General features: G+C 61.0%; 13 protein-coding genes. 7 read left to right on the top strand and 6 right to left on the bottom strand.

The window, feature by feature from the left end; translation table 11 throughout:
- The first annotated feature begins 39 nt into the window (after window positions 1-39).
- A complete protein-coding gene (locus PCA10_RS14180; RefSeq protein ID WP_016492788.1) occupies window positions 40-1,326 on the top strand; it encodes a hypothetical protein in 1,287 nt (428 codons plus the stop codon).
- Between the two features lie 672 nt (window positions 1,327-1,998).
- Window positions 1,999-3,105, top strand: a complete 1,107-nt coding sequence (locus tag PCA10_RS14175; RefSeq protein WP_016492787.1) for a type IV toxin-antitoxin system AbiEi family antitoxin — start codon at window positions 1,999-2,001, stop codon at window positions 3,103-3,105.
- Between the two features lie 474 nt (window positions 3,106-3,579).
- Here PCA10_RS14175 and PCA10_RS14170 read toward each other — a convergent pair whose 3' ends face one another.
- Genes PCA10_RS14170 through PCA10_RS14160 form a run of 3 tightly spaced genes read right to left on the bottom strand, consistent with a single transcriptional unit; the run spans window position 3,580 to window position 5,733 of the window.
- Window positions 3,580-4,284 (bottom strand): MarR family winged helix-turn-helix transcriptional regulator, encoded by a 705-nt coding sequence (locus PCA10_RS14170; RefSeq protein ID WP_197539851.1) that lies wholly within the window; start codon window positions 4,282-4,284, stop codon window positions 3,580-3,582.
- Between the two features lie 10 nt (window positions 4,285-4,294).
- The gene (locus PCA10_RS14165) at window positions 4,295-5,038 is read right to left on the bottom strand and encodes an enoyl-CoA hydratase-related protein (protein ID WP_016492785.1); all 744 of its coding nucleotides are present in this window, start codon (window positions 5,036-5,038) and stop codon (window positions 4,295-4,297) included.
- Window positions 5,038-5,733, bottom strand: a complete 696-nt coding sequence (locus PCA10_RS14160) for an SDR family NAD(P)-dependent oxidoreductase (protein WP_016492784.1) — start codon at window positions 5,731-5,733, stop codon at window positions 5,038-5,040. The genes PCA10_RS14165 and PCA10_RS14160 overlap by 1 nt, the downstream gene beginning before the upstream one ends.
- 253 nt (window positions 5,734-5,986) lie before the next feature.
- On the opposite strand from PCA10_RS14160, the gene PCA10_RS14155 reads away from it, so the two are divergent.
- The 5 genes from PCA10_RS14155 (at window position 5,987) to PCA10_RS14135 (ending at window position 11,174) form a co-directional block, all read left to right on the top strand.
- Window positions 5,987-6,394 (top strand): Zn-ribbon domain-containing OB-fold protein, encoded by a 408-nt coding sequence (locus PCA10_RS14155; protein WP_016492783.1) that lies wholly within the window; start codon window positions 5,987-5,989, stop codon window positions 6,392-6,394.
- Window positions 6,395-6,404: 10 nt separating this feature from the next.
- Window positions 6,405-7,511, top strand: a complete 1,107-nt coding sequence (locus tag PCA10_RS14150) for an acyl-CoA dehydrogenase family protein (RefSeq protein WP_016492782.1) — start codon at window positions 6,405-6,407, stop codon at window positions 7,509-7,511.
- A 5-nt stretch (window positions 7,512-7,516) separates the two neighbouring features.
- Window positions 7,517-8,719, top strand: coding sequence for an acyl-CoA dehydrogenase family protein (locus PCA10_RS14145; protein ID WP_041770752.1), 1,203 nt, complete (start codon window positions 7,517-7,519; stop codon window positions 8,717-8,719).
- Between the two features lie 109 nt (window positions 8,720-8,828).
- A complete protein-coding gene (locus tag PCA10_RS14140; RefSeq protein WP_016492780.1) occupies window positions 8,829-10,028 on the top strand; it encodes an acyl-CoA dehydrogenase family protein in 1,200 nt (399 codons plus the stop codon).
- A 3-nt stretch (window positions 10,029-10,031) separates the two neighbouring features.
- Window positions 10,032-11,174: an acyl-CoA dehydrogenase family protein gene (locus PCA10_RS14135; RefSeq protein WP_016492779.1), complete on the top strand. Its 1,143-nt coding sequence runs from the start codon at window positions 10,032-10,034 to the stop codon at window positions 11,172-11,174.
- A 182-nt stretch (window positions 11,175-11,356) separates the two neighbouring features.
- On the opposite strand, the gene PCA10_RS14130 is transcribed toward PCA10_RS14135, so the two are convergent.
- The 3 genes from PCA10_RS14130 to PCA10_RS31255 form a co-directional block, all read right to left on the bottom strand.
- A complete protein-coding gene (locus PCA10_RS14130) occupies window positions 11,357-12,091 on the bottom strand; it encodes an alpha/beta fold hydrolase (RefSeq protein WP_016492778.1) in 735 nt (244 codons plus the stop codon).
- A gap of 77 nt (window positions 12,092-12,168) precedes the next feature.
- Window positions 12,169-13,356 (bottom strand): acetyl-CoA C-acyltransferase, encoded by a 1,188-nt coding sequence (locus tag PCA10_RS14125; RefSeq protein ID WP_016492777.1) that lies wholly within the window; start codon window positions 13,354-13,356, stop codon window positions 12,169-12,171.
- Between the two features lie 21 nt (window positions 13,357-13,377).
- A complete protein-coding gene (locus PCA10_RS31255; RefSeq protein ID WP_016492776.1) occupies window positions 13,378-15,720 on the bottom strand; it encodes an acyl-CoA dehydrogenase in 2,343 nt (780 codons plus the stop codon).
- Between the last annotated feature and the right edge of the window lie 98 nt (window positions 15,721-15,818).

Here is a 15,818-nt window from a genome sequence, read left to right as displayed (position 1 = left end):
TCAGTGGTTTGGTCGAAGGGGCTGGGGGGAGGAATCAGCATGTCGAAGTCTCCGCAGCCTCTCTTTGAAAGCCTCGCCCGATTTAATGAACTCAACTTTCAGACACTCGGACTGTCAGCCGAGCTCCCCGTCGTGCGCGACTTCCTGGAAGGTTTCCCGGCAGTGTGCCGGGCCATAGAGGGCTACGTTGTCGTCCGCTCGTTCCTAAGGGTTCACAGCGGAAACCAGGCGACCTTCGCATCGTATCGGACCCATGTTGAGCGCTTACTGCTGTGGTCGCTGCTAGTTGCGCACAAGCCGCTCCTGGACCTGCAGAGCTACGATGCCAAGGACTACGTAGAGTTCTACCTGAATCCCACGCAGGACTGGGTTGGGCCTGTGGTGAAGTCCAGGTTCTTGCGTATCGGCGGCAGGGCGAGGCGGGCAACGGATACCTATATCCTCAATGTCAAATGGCGGCCGTTCAATGTCACCAGGCCTACGCGAGAACCTACGGGGGCTGCACAGCTGACCACTCCCCTACCCTGTCCTCCCTACCTGAAGTCCTTGGCGGATGTTGCTCACTCGATTGCGGTGTGCGGAAGCTTCTTCCGCTATGCCATCAGTGAGGGGCTGACCGAAATCGACCCCTTCATAGCTGTCAAAGACAATCCAAGCTACAAGCAGCACCAAACCACGAACGTGGCCGCGCGCTCCTTGAGCAAGGTGCAGTGGCTCTATGTGATTGAGACGGCAGAAGCGATGGCCTCGGAAGACGTGAGGCATGAGCGAACACTGTTTCTGGTTGCAACGATATTTGCCCTATACCTGAAAGTATCAGACTTGGCAGGCCACGGTCCCCATTCGCCGACCATGGGCGACATTCGTTGCGACGCTGCCGGGAGCTGGTGGTTCTATCCGCAAAACACGGGCGGAACAAAGGGACGAATCAGCCTGCGTGGCGAGTATGTCCAGAATTACCTGGTACGTTACCGTCGTCATCTGCAGCTGCCCCCTCTGCCCTCAGATGATGAAAAGACTCCCTTGATCAGCACCCTCAAGGGTCGCGCAGGCTTATCCGACCGTCATATCCGCCTGTTGCTGCAAGACGTGTTCGATCGGGCCTTGGCGCGAATGCAGGAGGAAGGTTGGAATGATCAGGAGATCGACCACTTGCGCTCCGCATCACTCCAGTGGTTGCGCTACACATCGGCCACCTTTGATGCGCCGCACCGGGAACCAACGGATTTGCAGGCGGACCTTCGGCTCCAACCCTTAACGTCCTACTCCGCTAGTTCCGATCAACGTCGAGCGCTCTCTATTAAGGGCTTGCGACTTAAGGAGTGATTGACGGATACATTGTCGTAGAAAAGCGAAATAGGCCTCGTCCCAGCCGTTTTCTGCCAACCGGCTGATTGGCAAGCCAGCTGCCATACGAGCCAGATGCGGGGTGCATGCCGGCTTGCTGACGGGCAACTTAGGACGAGAACTTAAACCTGTTCCACTTGACGATAAATGATGCATTCGGCAGTGTTGCTCTCAATCGCGCCCGATCCTCTGGTGCTGGCAAGTCCGGCATTACGCTCGGGCCTTCTCATTTCTTAGGCAAGAAAGGCGGCGTATGAAGGCGCGGTGATGAGCGGAGCTCATATCCGCGGCGCGGGCAGTTGATCACCTCAGACCAGCCGTCTCAGTTATCGAAAACTGGGCGAAAAGCCTTTTCGATAGCAACCATTGAGTCTACCTGAGACATGACTTTCTTCTGTTCCATGCTCACGAGCAACGGGCTCCCCTCCTCCTCCGATTGACGTTCCAGCTTGCTGACACGGGCGTAGCCCAAACGCCGGTAATCCTGACCAGATGTGGTGACTGATGGCAATTCTGCAGCGGCTCCCCACGGCTTTCTACGACCCGTGTGCGTGACGCCCGTGGTGCTAATAGATGCGTAGCCTCTTCTATCATTAGGTAGAAGGGTTTTCTTAGCTGACCAGCTAAACAGCCTCTAGAAGATAAATTTCCATGACATCGGTTTCTCACGCGCTGGGCTCATCTGTGTTCGAAGGCAAGATGCTTAGCCTCCTCATAGCCGCGCTTTCCGAAGCCTTAATGGGTACAGCCAACGTAGAACCTGGTCCTGATGCTTCTTTTTCGACCATCAACTCTACGGACGCTCTACTCACTCTGAAAGGTAAAGGAGAGTCCGTTGTGGTGGTTGTCGAAGTGCTTCGCAACGCCTACCCACGGGATGTCAGGCGAGCGATCTGGAGCCTGAATGAGTTCAAGCCTCAGAACCGCAGTCTGATTCGGTTGATCGCTGCTGAAACCCTAAGCCCGGGGGCAAAGCAAACGCTGAAGGACCACGGCTTCGCCTACTTCGAGAAGAGTGGCAGCCTGTACCTTCGCTCAAGGCGTTGGTTCATCAACATCGAGCGCCCTTCAAAAGCACCTGCGAAACCGTCCATCGTCCCTCTCTTCACTGTGGCTCGTGAAGATGTGGTGCATGCGCTACTCATGCACACGCATCAGTGGATGACTGGCAGCGAGCTTGCCGGACTGGCAAAGACCTCTTCGTATACTTGTTCGGTGGTGCTGCAGGAGCTTGAGCGACGGGAGTGGTGTGAGTCGAGCGGTGGCGGGCCGACCAAACGCCGCCGGCTGGTGAAGCCCGCGGAGTTGCTCGACGCCTGGGCGGAGCATTGGACGCAGCGGAAAGAACAAAAGGCGAAGGGCTACCTCTTCGTTGAAGACTCGAAGTACCTTCTCAGTGAAGCAGCCAACCGGATCTACGAGGCGGGGCTTGCATCCAAGTGCGTCTTGACCGGCCCGGCTGCGGCAAACGAATTTGCTCCTCTTCTGACAGAGGTCGGCTCGATTGACTTGATTGTTCCGCCAGGGATGACATTGGCGGTGATGCAGGCTCTCAAGCTGAAACCGATGGTCAGAGGGGCGAATGTGTCGATCGTGGAACGCGAGGCATCGATCCTGCTTGGCCAACCTTTCAAGAACAATTCGTGCCACTTCGCGAGCCCCTACATACTCTACCTGGACTTGCTGGATGGTCGCGGCAGGAACAAGGAACTGGCTGAACACCTCAGGGTGAAGCTGGAGCAGACGTGGCCAACATGAAACAGAGGATAGCCAGCGGGTAAGCGGCTTACCCCTGCGTCCGTCTGGCTCGTGGAGACTTGAAGGTAGCATTCTCCAAACATGCCCTTAAGCGCGACACAGAAGCGTTGATTTGCACCCACCCAAGACGTCAAAAGCATGTCTCGCGATGACCGCTAACTTGTCGCTACACGGTCGCCGTGCGGGGAAGCGCCACGATGATCACCGACAGAGCCCCATGCTCATTTTCGAGATAGTTCCCGCCGGCCCAGCCGACAGCTAGTTGCTGATAGCCCACCTCAATGACGTCGGTACAACAGATCAGCTCCAGGGAATCACGCGCCTTTGTCTCAAAGATCTCGGGGGCTCTTCGTCAGGATTCTGCCAGGCGGCTGGGCGTTTCTTGGCATTCTCCTCAGACTCATCCAATTCCAGAATACGAACCGCACCCCCAGTATTTGGTGCTGGCGCCGATAAAATCGTTGCGTCGTTGGTTCAGTCAATGTCGCTTGCGTCGTTGGCCAACGCGGGCATTTCACGCTTGATGTGCAGAAGGTTTTGCTTGACCCTGCTGAGCAGATCCACGAACTGCTGACGCTCAGTCTGGCTCAGCCCTTCGAGAATGCGTTCGCTCATCTCGTTGCTTTCAGCGGTCATCGTCCGAATGAGCTGCTTGCCCTTGTCCGATAGGTAGATGCGCTTGACGCGTCGGTCCACTGCATCCGATCCGCGCACGACCAACTCCGACTCCTCGAGCCGATCGATGAGGCTGCCGAGTGCTGCCTTGCCGATTTCAAGCATGTTGGCCACATCGCTCTGGGTCATTCCGTCATGGCGTGAGACACACGCCAACACCCACCACTGCGAGCGGGTGACACCGAGCGGCTTCATGAACTCATCGAAGACGGTGCGGCGCAGCCGAGAAACGTCGTGCATGAGAAAGCCAAGACGCTGCTCCCAGTTCACATCCTTGAGGATTTTACTTTCCGTCTTGCTGGAAGTTTTGCTCTTCTTCGAGGCCCCAGGCTTTGGTGCCGAGATGATTTCCATCGCATCGACTCGCATAAATTCTAGACACTCCGGATTTATTAAGATGGAGAGTTTTTCCATCAACTCTTGGCTCAGGGCACGCCGATGTGCTGAGCGGTTGAGCTGCAGAGTCTCAACGGCGCCTTCGCGGCGAAGTAGCAGGAGGGCCAATTCCGCAATCCTATTTGTTGAGGAATGCCTCGAAAGCAGCCTGGGCCTCATCTGATGCGCAGCAGTCAAGGAATTCACGTTCTTCGGCAGCCATTGCAGCGTTCAGCGTGCTACGTCTGTGACTTGCCAACAGCGCCTTGGTCTTGCTCAGTGCTCGGGAAGGCAGCTGCGCGAGAGCTTCTCCACGCTTAATCGCCACTTCAAGGGCTCTGCCCTCCTCCACTACTTCATTTATCAGGCCAATCTCCCGTGCCAGGTCGGCCAGGAAAGGCTCGCCGAAGAACAGCAAGTTGCTCGCCACCTTGCTGCCCGAGAGCAGCGGCAGCAAATAGGTAGCACCGCCTTCAGGACATAGCCCCAGTCCCACGAAAGGCAGGCGGAAGGTGCTGCCCTTGCCGCCGTAGGCAAGGTCGCAATGCAACAACATGGTCGTTCCGATTCCGATGGCGTAGCCCTCGATCGCTGCGATCACCGGCTTGCTCACCCCAGCAAGAATGCGCAGGAAGTCGATGCCGGGTACCGATTCCGCGCCCTTCAGCAGGCGAAAGTCCGACAGATCGTTGCCTGCGGTAAAGTGCTTGCCCTCTCCGCTCAGAACTATGACCCGGATGGCGTCGTCCTGGTCGGCTGCCAGCAGTACCTCTCCCAATCTTGCATAGGTCGCAACGTCCAGCGCATTGCGCCGCTCGGGGCGGTTGATGCTGATCTGGCAGATACCATCTGCTGGTTTAGCGACCAGAACTCCGCCGCTCATCAGGACAGTCCTACCACGGGGATCACCGCACCGTGGATGGCGCTGGCGCGCTCGGAGGCAAGGAAGCCGATCACGTCCGCCAGTTGCCGAGTGGACACCCACTTGCTGGCGTCGGCGTCCGGCATGGCTCCACGGTTCGCTGGAGTGTCGATGATGCTAGGTGCCACGGCATTCACATTGATACCCCGCTCGCGCAGCTCCTGGGCCATGGACTCGGTAACACGCGCCACCACGCTTTTCGACGCACAGTAAGCGCCCATGCTCCCCTTGCCGCTGCTGGCGGAAGCCGCCGAGACGTTGACAATCTTGCCACCTCCAGCCGCCAGCATACCCGGCACCACTGCCCGGCAAGCATTCAGGGTGGTAGACACGTTCATGTCCATCATGCGCTCCCACACGGAAGCGTCGGCGTCGTGTACATCCACACCCATGGCAAACCCACCGGCGATATTGCAGAGCACTGCCGCCGGACCATGGGCCTCTATAGCACCACCCAGCGCCGCCAGGGTCGCCGAAGCATCGGTCAGATCAGCTACCACGAAATGCAGAGTACCGGTTGCCCCTTCATAGGCCGAGCGAAGCACCGCTTCGTTGCAGTCCACAAGCAGCAGCCGATGGCCTTCCTCGATGAAGGCATGGGCAACCGCACGCCCGAGGGCGCCAGCGGCGCCTGTAACCACGACCAGACTGGACATTCATGAACCTCCTTACGCCTTATATAGCTGACCCATAGTCAGCTTGATTATTCCCCTCGCAGAATGCCTGAAGCACAGAAGACATAGGGGATCCCGATCATTCAGGCTTAGCTCGTAGGACGCTTGCCTCGGAAGGAACTATACAACAAAAATAACAGTGTGTTAGTTTTAATCCCAAGCGAGCGAGCCATAGATGGCTGGGCGGAACCTGACGCATGATGCAAGGCAACGCCAACGCCCCCTGGAGAACCCCATGAGCACTGCTTCGAACCGAATCCTTCCCGAGCTGGACAGCCTGAACCGCTTCTTCTGGACCAGCGGTGCAGATGGCCAGTTGCGCGTCCTGCGCTGCGCCGATTGCCGCTTCTGGCTGCACCCGCCGGGAATCGTTTGCCCCAAGTGCCTGAGCCGGAACCTCGCTCCCGAGACCGTTTCGGGCCTGGGCACCATCGAAGCCCTGACCGTCAACCACCAACCTTGGAGTCCGGGCCAGGAAGTTCCCTACACCGTCGCCATCGTCAGTCTCGACGAGCAGCAAGGTCTGCAACTGACGACCAATATCGTTGGCTGCCCACCCGAATCCGCCTTCATCGGCCAACGGGTGAAGGTGGTCTTCGAGGCGGCGGAGGACGTGTACCTCCCCCTCTTCACTCCAGCCTGAGAGAGTCCGCATGCAAGCCGATCACGCTGAAGACCTCGCCAGCATCCGCGAACAGGCCCGACGCCTGCTCCAGGACCAGGCGACACCCGAGCACCTGAAATCACTGCTCAACGAGCCCGGCAGCTTCGACCGGGTGCTCTGGCACCATGCCGTCGAGCAGGGCTGGCCGTCCGTGGCTATTCCGGAAAGTGCCGGAGGTCTGGGACTCGGCTGGAGCGGCCTTGCCGTGATCTGCGAAGAACTGGGTCGGCTCACCGGCTCCCTGCCCCTGATTGGCAATACCCTCGCCGCCCATGCCCTGATTCATGCCGGTAGCGATGAACACCAGGCATTGATTGACTCCCTGACTAGCGGTGACGCCATCGCCACTCTGGCGCTGGCCGATCCCTCCGAAAGCGGCCTCTGTGGAAGCAGCTCGGCCCAGGTGCGCAACGGTCGTATCAACGGCGAGAAGGCCCTGGCTGCTTTCGCTGCCGTCGCCGACATCGCGCTTGTTCAGGCCGGCAATGAACGCGGCAATGGACTCTACCTCGTTCGTCTCGACCAGCCGGGCGTACAACGTCGCTTGGTAGAAGGCTTCGATAACTCCCGCGCAACGGCGTTGCTTCAATTCATCCAGGCGGAGGTCACCCCTCTCGGCGGCGCCGAACTGCTTGGTGAAATCGGCAATCTTGCCGCCCTAGCCACTGCCTTCGAACAGATTGGCGGCACCCAGGCCTGCCTCGACATGGCCTGCGACTACGCTCGCGAACGCCGCGCCTTTGGCCAGCCTATCGGTGGTTTCCAGGGCATCAAGCACAAGCTCGCGGAGATTTACTGCCTGCTGGAGATCGCCAGGGGCTGTGCCAGTGACGCCCTGGATGCGTGGGAACAACAACAGCCCACGAGACGACAACTGACCTCCTCCGCGCGCATTGCCGCCATTCGCGCCTACAACCTGGCCGCCCAGGAGAACCTCCACGTGCACGGCGGCATGGGCGTGACCTGGGAAGCCATGCCTCACCACTTCTACCGGCGCTCTCGCAGCCTGGCCCTGGAACTAGGCAGCCTCGCCTACTGGCGTGAGCGCCTCTTGGCTGATCTTGGACTCGAATCCGCAACCGCGCTGGTGGGGTGAACAACATGAATCATGAACTCAAGCTCTATCGCGAACGCGCCCGGGCCTGGCTAGCCGAGCACGCGCCCCGATACTCGGGCCAGGCCCGCCACGGCCTGCCCTTCGAGGATGACCTGGCCCTGGCCCGGGCCTGGCAGGCCCACAAAGTCCAGCATGGCTACGGTTGCATCACCCTGCCCCGCGAGTTTGGCGGCGCAGGTGGCAGCGAGCTGGAAAAGGTCATCTTCTGCGAAGAGGAAATGCGCTACGACCTACCCCTGGTCTACTTCAGTATCAGCCTGAACAACCCGTTGCCGATCTTCCTGCGCTATGCGCCGGACGCGTGGAAACAGAAACTGGGACCGGCCACCGTGCGCGGTGAACTGATCTGGTGCCAGTTGTTCTCCGAGCCCTCGGCTGGTTCCGACCTCGCCTCATTGCGTCTGAAAGCCGTGCCTACGGAAGGCGGCTGGCTGCTCAGCGGCCAGAAGGTCTGGACCAGTTGGGCGCAGATTGCCGACTGGGGAGTGGTGGTCGCCCGTACTGACCCCAGCCTGCCTAAGCACGCCGGCCTCACCTACTTCTTCCTCGATATGAAGTCGCCGGGCATCACAGTCCAGCCAATTCACCGCCTGGGCGAGGAAAAGGACCTCAACGAGGTCTTCTTCGATGAAGTCTTCGTCCCTGACGAGCAACGCTTGGGTGAGATCAACGGCGGCTTCAAGGTGGCGGTCGAGACGCTGATGATCGAACGCTACGCCGTCACCGACGAGTCTGGCTACGGCCCCACCCTGGAAAACTTCGTCGACCTGGCTGGTAATGCCCGTCTCAACGGCCGGCCAGCGCTGGAGGACGGCGAAGTACGCGCACGCATCGCCGAAGTCTTCGTCGAGCGCCAAGGCTTGCGTGCCATCCACCGTCGTGCCCTTGAAGCCTTTGCCCGCGGTCAGGCTCCCGGGCCAGAAGGCGCTATCCGCAAGCTGCTGCTGGGTCGCACCCGACAGTCACTGGGTGCTATGGCCATGGACATGCTGGGCGCCAATGGCGCGCAACTGGCCCCTCATGGGCACGCGGTAACTGACTTCGCGCGCGCCTGGCTGGATCCCAGTCTGCGCATTGCCGGCGGAACCGACGAGTTGTTGCTCAACACCCTGGCTGAACGGGTCCTGGGGTTACCCCAGGACCATCGGCCGGACAAGGGCATTCCCTTCAACGCCGCGCCCAAGTAAGGCCGGGCCACGGCTGAACTCTGTCCGCCGCCCCCACACCGGGCGGCGTATGCGACACCCGCTAATAACAGGAGCGGAACCACCGCTCGCAGCAAACAGGACTGAACCCATGCATTTCACACTGGATCAGGAAGACGAACACTTCCGCCAGGAGGTCCGCGCCTTCCTCAAGGACAACCTCCCGACAGACCTGGCCGAGCGCAACCGCCGTGGCTATCACCCGTTGCGCGAGGACATCCGTCAATGGACAAAGATCCTCAACCGCCAGGGCTGGTCCGGCGCCAACTGGCCCAAACACTGGGGCGGCACTGGCTGGTCGCCGGTACGCCAGTTCATCTTCGATGAAGAGTGCTTCCTCGCCGGCGCACCGCCGGTGGATACCGCCGGGTTCAAGATGATCGGCCCGGTGATCATGACCTTCGGCAGCGAAGCCATGAAACAGGAGTACGGCCCACGCATCCTCAACGGCGATGTGTACTGGGGCCAGGGTTTTTCCGAGCCCAACGCCGGTTCCGACCTGGGCTCGCTCAGCACTCGTGCCGACCGCGTCGGCGACGAATATGTGATCAACGGCCGCAAGATCTGGACCTCCTTCGTCGAGACCGCGGAAATGATCTTCGTCCTGGTGAAAACCGACCCCGAGGCTCGCCAACGCGGCATTTCCATGATCCTGGTGGACCGTAAGGCCCCCGGCGTGACCATCCGCCCGATCTACGACATCGGTGAGAGTCACAGCCTCAACGAAGTCTTCTTCGACGATGTGCGGGTGCCGCTGACGAACTTGGTAGGCGAGGAAGGCAAGGGCTGGACCTACGCCAAGTTCCTCCTGGAGAACGAGCGTGCTTTCAGTGCCGAGTGGCCGCGTAACAACGCCAACCTGGCTCGACTGCGCAAGTTCCTCAATCTCAGGCAGGCCGATGGCCACCGTCTGATTGATCGCCCTGGTTTCGCCAGCCGCCTGGCCCAACTGGAGACCGACCTGCTCGCCCTGCGTTGGCTCTCCCTGCGTGCCCTGCACGAAAAAGCCGGTGGCCAGAGCAAGCTACCGGTGGGCTCGCTGCTGAAAATCCGTGGTTCGGAGCTCCTGCAGAAGATCGGCGAACTGCAAGTCGAAGCACTGGGGTGCTACGCCAGTTACGTCTACCCGGACCCATTGGGTGACTCCAGCCTCGAAGAAACCTGGGCCCCTGGCCCGGACTACGCGCCCGGCATCATGGCCGACTACTTCTACCGCCGCGCCACGACCATCTACGGCGGGGCCAACGAGGTCCAGCGCACCATCATCGCCCGTTCATTCCTGGAGCTCTGAGCCATGGATTTCCAACTCAACGAAGAACAGAGCATGTTGCAGAACAGCGTCCGCCGGTTCATGGAGGACAACTGCGCATTCGACAAGCGCGCCTCGGTGGTCGACAAGGGCTCCTTCGACTCGGGCCACTGGCAACAACTGGCCGACTTGGGGCTGCTGGGGCTGACAGTGCCGGAGGAGTTCGGCGGGATGAACTGCACGGCAGTCGAATCCGCTCTGGTGATGGAAGAAATCGGCCGGGTACTCTGCGTGGAGCCCTACTGGGCTGTGGCGGTTCTGGCTGCCCAGACCCTGGTCGCCACCCGTGACGCCAAGGCCGCACCATTGCTCCAGGCACTCTGCCTGGGCGAAGTACTGCCGGTACTGGCGCACGAAGAAGCCGAAGCGCGAGGTAACACGGCCCTGGTGCAGACCCGTGCCACCGCCATCGATGGCGACCGTTGGCACCTCAATGGCGAGAAGGTCGCGGTGGTGGCGGGCAACGTCGCCGAACTGCTGATCGTCTCTGCCCGTACCAGCGGCAATCACGACAGTGAACAAGGTATCAGCCTGTTCCTGGTGGACCCCAAAGCGCCGGGCGTGGAACGTCGCGATGTGCGCTTGATCGACAACCGTTGGGCCAGCCACCTTTACTTGCGCAACGTGGAGGTTAGTCAGAAGAACCTGCTGGGTGTCGCCGGCCTCGGCCTCGCCGCCCTGCGCCATGGCATCGAGCAGGCCACGGCGGCGCTCTGCGCCGAAGCCGTTGGCGTCATGGAGCGTTCCCTCTGGATCACCCGTGACTACTTGAAAATCCGCAAGCAGTTTGGCCAGTTGCTGGGGGACTTCCAAAGCCTGCAGCACCGCATGAGCGAGATGCTGATCGAGCTTGAACTGTCTCGTGGAATGCTTCACTACGCCCTCTCCAGCCTGGACAAGGGGCCGGCCGAACGTGCCCGCGCACTGTCGGCGGCCAAAGCCCATATCGGCAAGAGTGGTCACTTCGTTTGCGGCCAGGCCATCCAGCTGCACGGTGGTATCGGCGTCACCGAGGAATACGTGATCGGCCATTACTTCAAGCGCATGACGCTGATCAACAGTGCCCTTGGCAGCAGCATGCACCACTTCGAGCAGCTGGCAGCCCAGGAGAGGTCAGCCGTCGCCTGAGCACGAGTGCAAGCCCGGGCGTCGATTGCTGTCCGGGCATATCGAGCACCCTCCAACGCCGCTGGAGGGTGCTCCTTCACAAGGCATGCTCGGGTTCGCCCGGCCATGCCTTGTTTTTTTTGGGGAACAAGCAGGCCCTCCCCCTACATATCTCAGCATCGCTGAGAGGACGCCTGCACTGCTCAAGCAAATCGGCGCAACACCTCGGCCAGCAACTCTGGATGGGACACAAAGGGCTCGTGAGGCGTATCGATCGCAATCACATCTTCACAACCCAGACGCTCGGCAAAGCGCCGCTGCCAGTCTGGCGGCAGGATATCGTCTCGCAAGGTCAGGATGTAGCTTGCCGCAGTTCCGACTTCCTGGTAACCCCGCCGCGACACCGGTTCGAACTGGGCCGCAGGCGGCGTGCGGTCTTGACTGACTTCATTGAGCAGCCATGTCAGTTGTACGGGACTGAGATCGCGACCGAAAATGGCAACGCTAAGCGCCTCGGGTGACGTGGTCGCCAGATCAACTGGCCAACCCACCTGCTCCGGATTTTCGCCCTGCCGCGTCGTTCCCAGCATCTCCATGATGGTCTGGCCTTCCTTTGGCGCAGCGGTGGTCAGGTAGACCAGGCGCGAGAAGAGCGAGGGGTCCTCCACAGCCATCATCGGCAGCAGCACACCTGCGATGGAGTGACCGACCAGGACACCGCCCTGCACTCCTTGGGCTCGAAGCTCGTCATTCAGCTCCCGAGTGATATCGGCCAGCGACGCGTCCTGTGGATCGCGATGACGCTTGCGCCCACAGCCTGGCATATCAAGCGCGATAATGCGGTCGAAGGGATGTCCACCGGCACCCAGTGTTTCGATCAGCGGTTCCCAGCACCAGGAACCATGCTGACCGCCGTGGAGGAAGATCAGGTCTGCCATTCTGGTTGCTCTTCTCCCAGGAAATGAACATGGCCGGACATCCCATTACCAGGATGTCCGGCCATTCATTCAAGCAATCAGCCGTAGACTTCGAACAGCCCGGCTGCGCCCATTCCGCCGCCCACGCACATGGTTACCACCACGTAGCGCACACCACGACGTCGGCCTTCCAGAAGCGCGCTGCCCACCAGGCGCGAACCGGTCATGCCGAAAGGATGACCCAGTGCAATGCCACCACCATTGACGTTGAAACGCGCAGGGTCGATGCCCAACTTGTCACGGCAGTAGAGCGCCTGGCAGGCGAAAGCCTCGTTCAGCTCCCAGAGACCGACGTCGCCCACGGTCAGGCCATGCTTCTTCAGCAGTTGGGGAACGGCGGTGACCGGACCTATGCCCATCTCCTCAGGTGCGCAGCCTGTAACCATGAAGCCACGATAGGCGCCCAGGGCTTGCAAGCCACGCTGTTCGGCCAGTCGCGCCTCCATCAGCAGGCAGGCCGAGGCACCATCGGACAGCTGGCTGGCGTTGCCAGCGGTGACACTGCCACCTTCCAGCACCGGCTTGAGATTGGCCAGGCCTTCGGCCGTGGTGTCGAGACGCAGACATTCGTCCTTGCTGAACAGGAAGTCCTTGTAGCTGACCTCCTTGGTTTCCTTGTGCACCAGTTTCTGCCGGACCTGCAGCGGCACTATTTCCTCATCGAACACACCACTGGCCTGGGCGGCTGCCGCGCGACGATTGGCCTCCAGGGCGAAGGCGTCCTGAGCCTCGCGGCTGACGCCGAACTTCTTCGCGACGTACTCGGCGGTTTCGATCATCGGCATATAAGCATGCGGTACCACTTCAACCAACGCGTCGTCCTTGTCCCGCACCGCCCACTCCAGATAGCTGGGGGTCAAGGCACTGACATTCTCCGAACCACCGCCGATCACGATGTCCATCTGGTCGACCATGATCTGTTTGGCGGCGATGGCCACCGCCATCAGCCCTGAGGCGCACTGGCGATCGACGGTGGAGCCGGCGACATTCACGCCCATGCCGGCACGCAAGGCAGCGGCGCGGGCCAAGTTACGGCCGGCGGTGCCCGCGCCCATGGCCGCGCCGATGATCACGTCTTCCACCTCGGCCGGATCAATGCCCGCGCGCAGGGCAGCCTGCAGCAACACATGGCCGGTCATTGAGGGGGACTTGATGTCGTTCAGTGCTCCGCGGTGGGCTTTGCCTATGGGGGTACGCGCGGTGGATACGATGACAGCTTCTCTCATGAGGTTCTCCAGATGGCCGCTTCAGCCACGGGGTGCATTGGGCAGATTGAGGACGGCCTTGGCCAGGATGTCCCGCTGAATCTCGTTGGCGCCGGCATAGATGGTCACTGGCCGGGACATCATCAGCGGCCAGTGCAGGTCGGTATGCAGATCGCCCAGCTGGACGTCGCCCACAATGCCACCGTGCTCACCGCTGACTTCCAGGTTGAACTCAGTGATCCGCTGCAACAGCTCGGAGACATAAACCTTCAACACCGAAGCCTCGGCGCCCGGCTCTATGCCTTCCAGGGCGATGCGATCGCAGAGCTGGGCGTACAGCAGGCGATAGTCGTGCAAGTCGGCCTGCAGCTCGGCCAGGCGATCGAGCACGCCTCGATCGGTCGAGAGGCCCAGTTGGGCGACCAGGCGCTCCGCCAGGTCCAGCGCGCTGCCGGCCATAGCTGAACTACCCAGCCAGATACGCTCATGCCCCAGCAGCGCCTTGGCCACGCTCCAGCCCTGATGCAGCTCGCCCACCAGATTCTCGGCAGGCACCCGCACCGCGTCGAAGAACACCTCGCAGAACTCGTTCTCGCCGGCGATATTGGCGATCGGACGGATACTGACGCCAGGAGCCTTGAGGTCGATCAGCAGGAAGCTGATGCCCTGCTGCTTCTTCTCGAACTTGCCGGTGCGCACCAAGGTGAAAATATGCGTGCAGTCCGTGGCGTGGGTGCTCCAGATCTTCTGCCCGCTGACGACGAACTCGTCGCCGTCCCGCACCGCCTGGGTGCGCAGGCTGGCCAGGTCGGAGCCGGCGCCCGGCTCTGAATACCCCTGGCACCAGACATCCTCGCAACGCAGGATGCGTGGCAGGTAATAGGCTCTCTGCGCCTCGCTGCCCCACTTGATAAGGGTCGGGCCGAGTTGGGTTTCGCCGTTGTCGATGATCCGTCCAACGCCGGCGCGCTCCATTTCCTGCTGGTAGATCCACTGCTTGCTGAAGGAAATCCCCATTCCGCCATGTTCGCGTGGCCAAGCCGGGGCGCGCCAGCCGTGATCGTCGAGCAACCGCAGCCAGTTGCACAGGTCGTCACCGCGCAGACGCAGGAACGGTCGCTTGTCGTTTTGCTTCAGGTGCTTCGGGTAATGCTCGTCCAGCCAGCGGCGCAGGCGCAGGCGAAACTCGTCGTCGCTCCAGTCACGCGGGTCACTGGACAGGCTGAACTCCACATCCAGCCGGTCGCCGCTGGCCAACTGATCCTGACGCAGAGCCGGATACGCAGCGGCAAAGGCACGTCGGTGGGCCTCTACCGAGCCGAGCCAGGCCGCGCCAAACAACGCCGATCGCAGATAGAGGCCGATATCCACTTCCTCGGCGAAGCCCATCGCACCGTGCAACTGCACCGCCTGCTTGCCGGTGATCAGTGCTGCAGTGGCGCAACGGGCTTTGGCGGCGCTGATGGCAGCCAGGGTGTCGCCGGCGAGCGGCGCGCGTTCATAGCTGTCCAAGGCGTGACGCCAGGCGGCGTTCGCCAGAGAGATTTCAATGTGCAGGTCCACGCAACGATGTTGCACGGTCTGGAATGCACCGAGGGGGCGTTCGAACTGAACCCGCTGGCTGACATAGTCGATGGTCTGACGCAGGCATCCCGCGGCCTGACCGGCCAGTTCGGCACCGAGGGCCACGCGCCCGGCGGCTCGCGCCTGTCGCAGCGCTATCTCAGCCCCTTCGCCCAGTAGTAATGGCTCGGCGAACAACAGCGGCGCCTTCTGGAAATGCACATGTCCCTGCGTACCGATGCCGGCCGCGAAGGCGTCAATGCAGACGCCGGGGGCATCAGCCGCGACCGCCACCACCGCCAACTGACCCTCCAGCTGCGCAGACACCAGGAGAACGGAATCGGCCTCGCAGCCAAGCACGAACTGCTTACTGCCACTCAGCAGACCATTCTCGATACGGCAGGTCGGCAGGCCTGGCTCGAGCTGCCCGGCACCTTCCTGCCAGGCCAGCGCGAGTGGGCGCTCAGCAGTCTGCAACCAGCCCGCGAGCTGAGTGACGCCATTGACGGCGCCCTTGGCGTAAGCGGCCTCCAGCAGTACCGACGGCATCACGCAGCAAGCGACGAAAGGCTCGGCCAGCAGCCGCTCGCCCATTACCTCAACCAGTACGCACGCTTCACGCAAGCCAAGCCCGCTTCCGCCCAATTGTTCCGGCAGCATGACCGAGGTCCAGCCAAGCTCTGCCATGCCTTGCCATAGCTTGCGCTCGAGGGGACGTACACGCCCGATCCAGCCACGCAGGCGGGCTGGTTCGTGGTTACCGGCCAAAAAGTCGTTAGCCGAGTCCTTGAGCAGTTGTGCCACACCCGTATCATCATTCATTTCAGCTATCTCGTCGCTTAATAACTGATAAACTATCAGCTATAATGCCTCAGCAACGCAACAAGTCAATCCGTTGGAATAGGTTCGCCTCGACAACA

Source organism: Pseudomonas resinovorans NBRC 106553, assembly GCF_000412695.1.
GTDB classification, from domain to species: Bacteria; Pseudomonadota; Gammaproteobacteria; order Pseudomonadales; family Pseudomonadaceae; genus Metapseudomonas; species Metapseudomonas resinovorans_A.
The sequence above is the reverse complement of the archived record's forward strand: the minus strand, read 5'-3'. Positions and strand labels throughout refer to the sequence as shown.

Bases quoted from the DNA above. Each gene is read 5' to 3' on its own strand.
- PCA10_RS14145 (WP_041770752.1), top strand. From the start codon at position 7,517: ATGAATCATGAACTCAAGCTCTATCGCGAACGCGCCCGGGCCTGGCTA.
- PCA10_RS14140 (WP_016492780.1), top strand. From the start codon at position 8,829: ATGCATTTCACACTGGATCAGGAAGACGAACACTTCCGCCAGGAGGTC.
- PCA10_RS14165 (WP_016492785.1), bottom strand. From the start codon at position 5,038: ATGAGCGGCGGAGTTCTGGTCGCTAAACCAGCAGATGGTATCTGCCAG.
- PCA10_RS14160 (WP_016492784.1), bottom strand. From the start codon at position 5,733: ATGTCCAGTCTGGTCGTGGTTACAGGCGCCGCTGGCGCCCTCGGGCGT.
- PCA10_RS14155 (WP_016492783.1), top strand. From the start codon at position 5,987: ATGAGCACTGCTTCGAACCGAATCCTTCCCGAGCTGGACAGCCTGAAC.
- PCA10_RS14175 (WP_016492787.1), top strand. From the start codon at position 1,999: ATGACATCGGTTTCTCACGCGCTGGGCTCATCTGTGTTCGAAGGCAAG.
- PCA10_RS14180 (WP_016492788.1), top strand. From the start codon at position 40: ATGTCGAAGTCTCCGCAGCCTCTCTTTGAAAGCCTCGCCCGATTTAAT.
- PCA10_RS14130 (WP_016492778.1), bottom strand. From the start codon at position 12,091: ATGGCAGACCTGATCTTCCTCCACGGCGGTCAGCATGGTTCCTGGTGC.
- PCA10_RS14150 (WP_016492782.1), top strand. From the start codon at position 6,405: ATGCAAGCCGATCACGCTGAAGACCTCGCCAGCATCCGCGAACAGGCC.
- PCA10_RS14125 (WP_016492777.1), bottom strand. From the start codon at position 13,356: ATGAGAGAAGCTGTCATCGTATCCACCGCGCGTACCCCCATAGGCAAA.
- PCA10_RS14135 (WP_016492779.1), top strand. From the start codon at position 10,032: ATGGATTTCCAACTCAACGAAGAACAGAGCATGTTGCAGAACAGCGTC.
- PCA10_RS31255 (WP_016492776.1), bottom strand. From the start codon at position 15,720: ATGAATGATGATACGGGTGTGGCACAACTGCTCAAGGACTCGGCTAAC.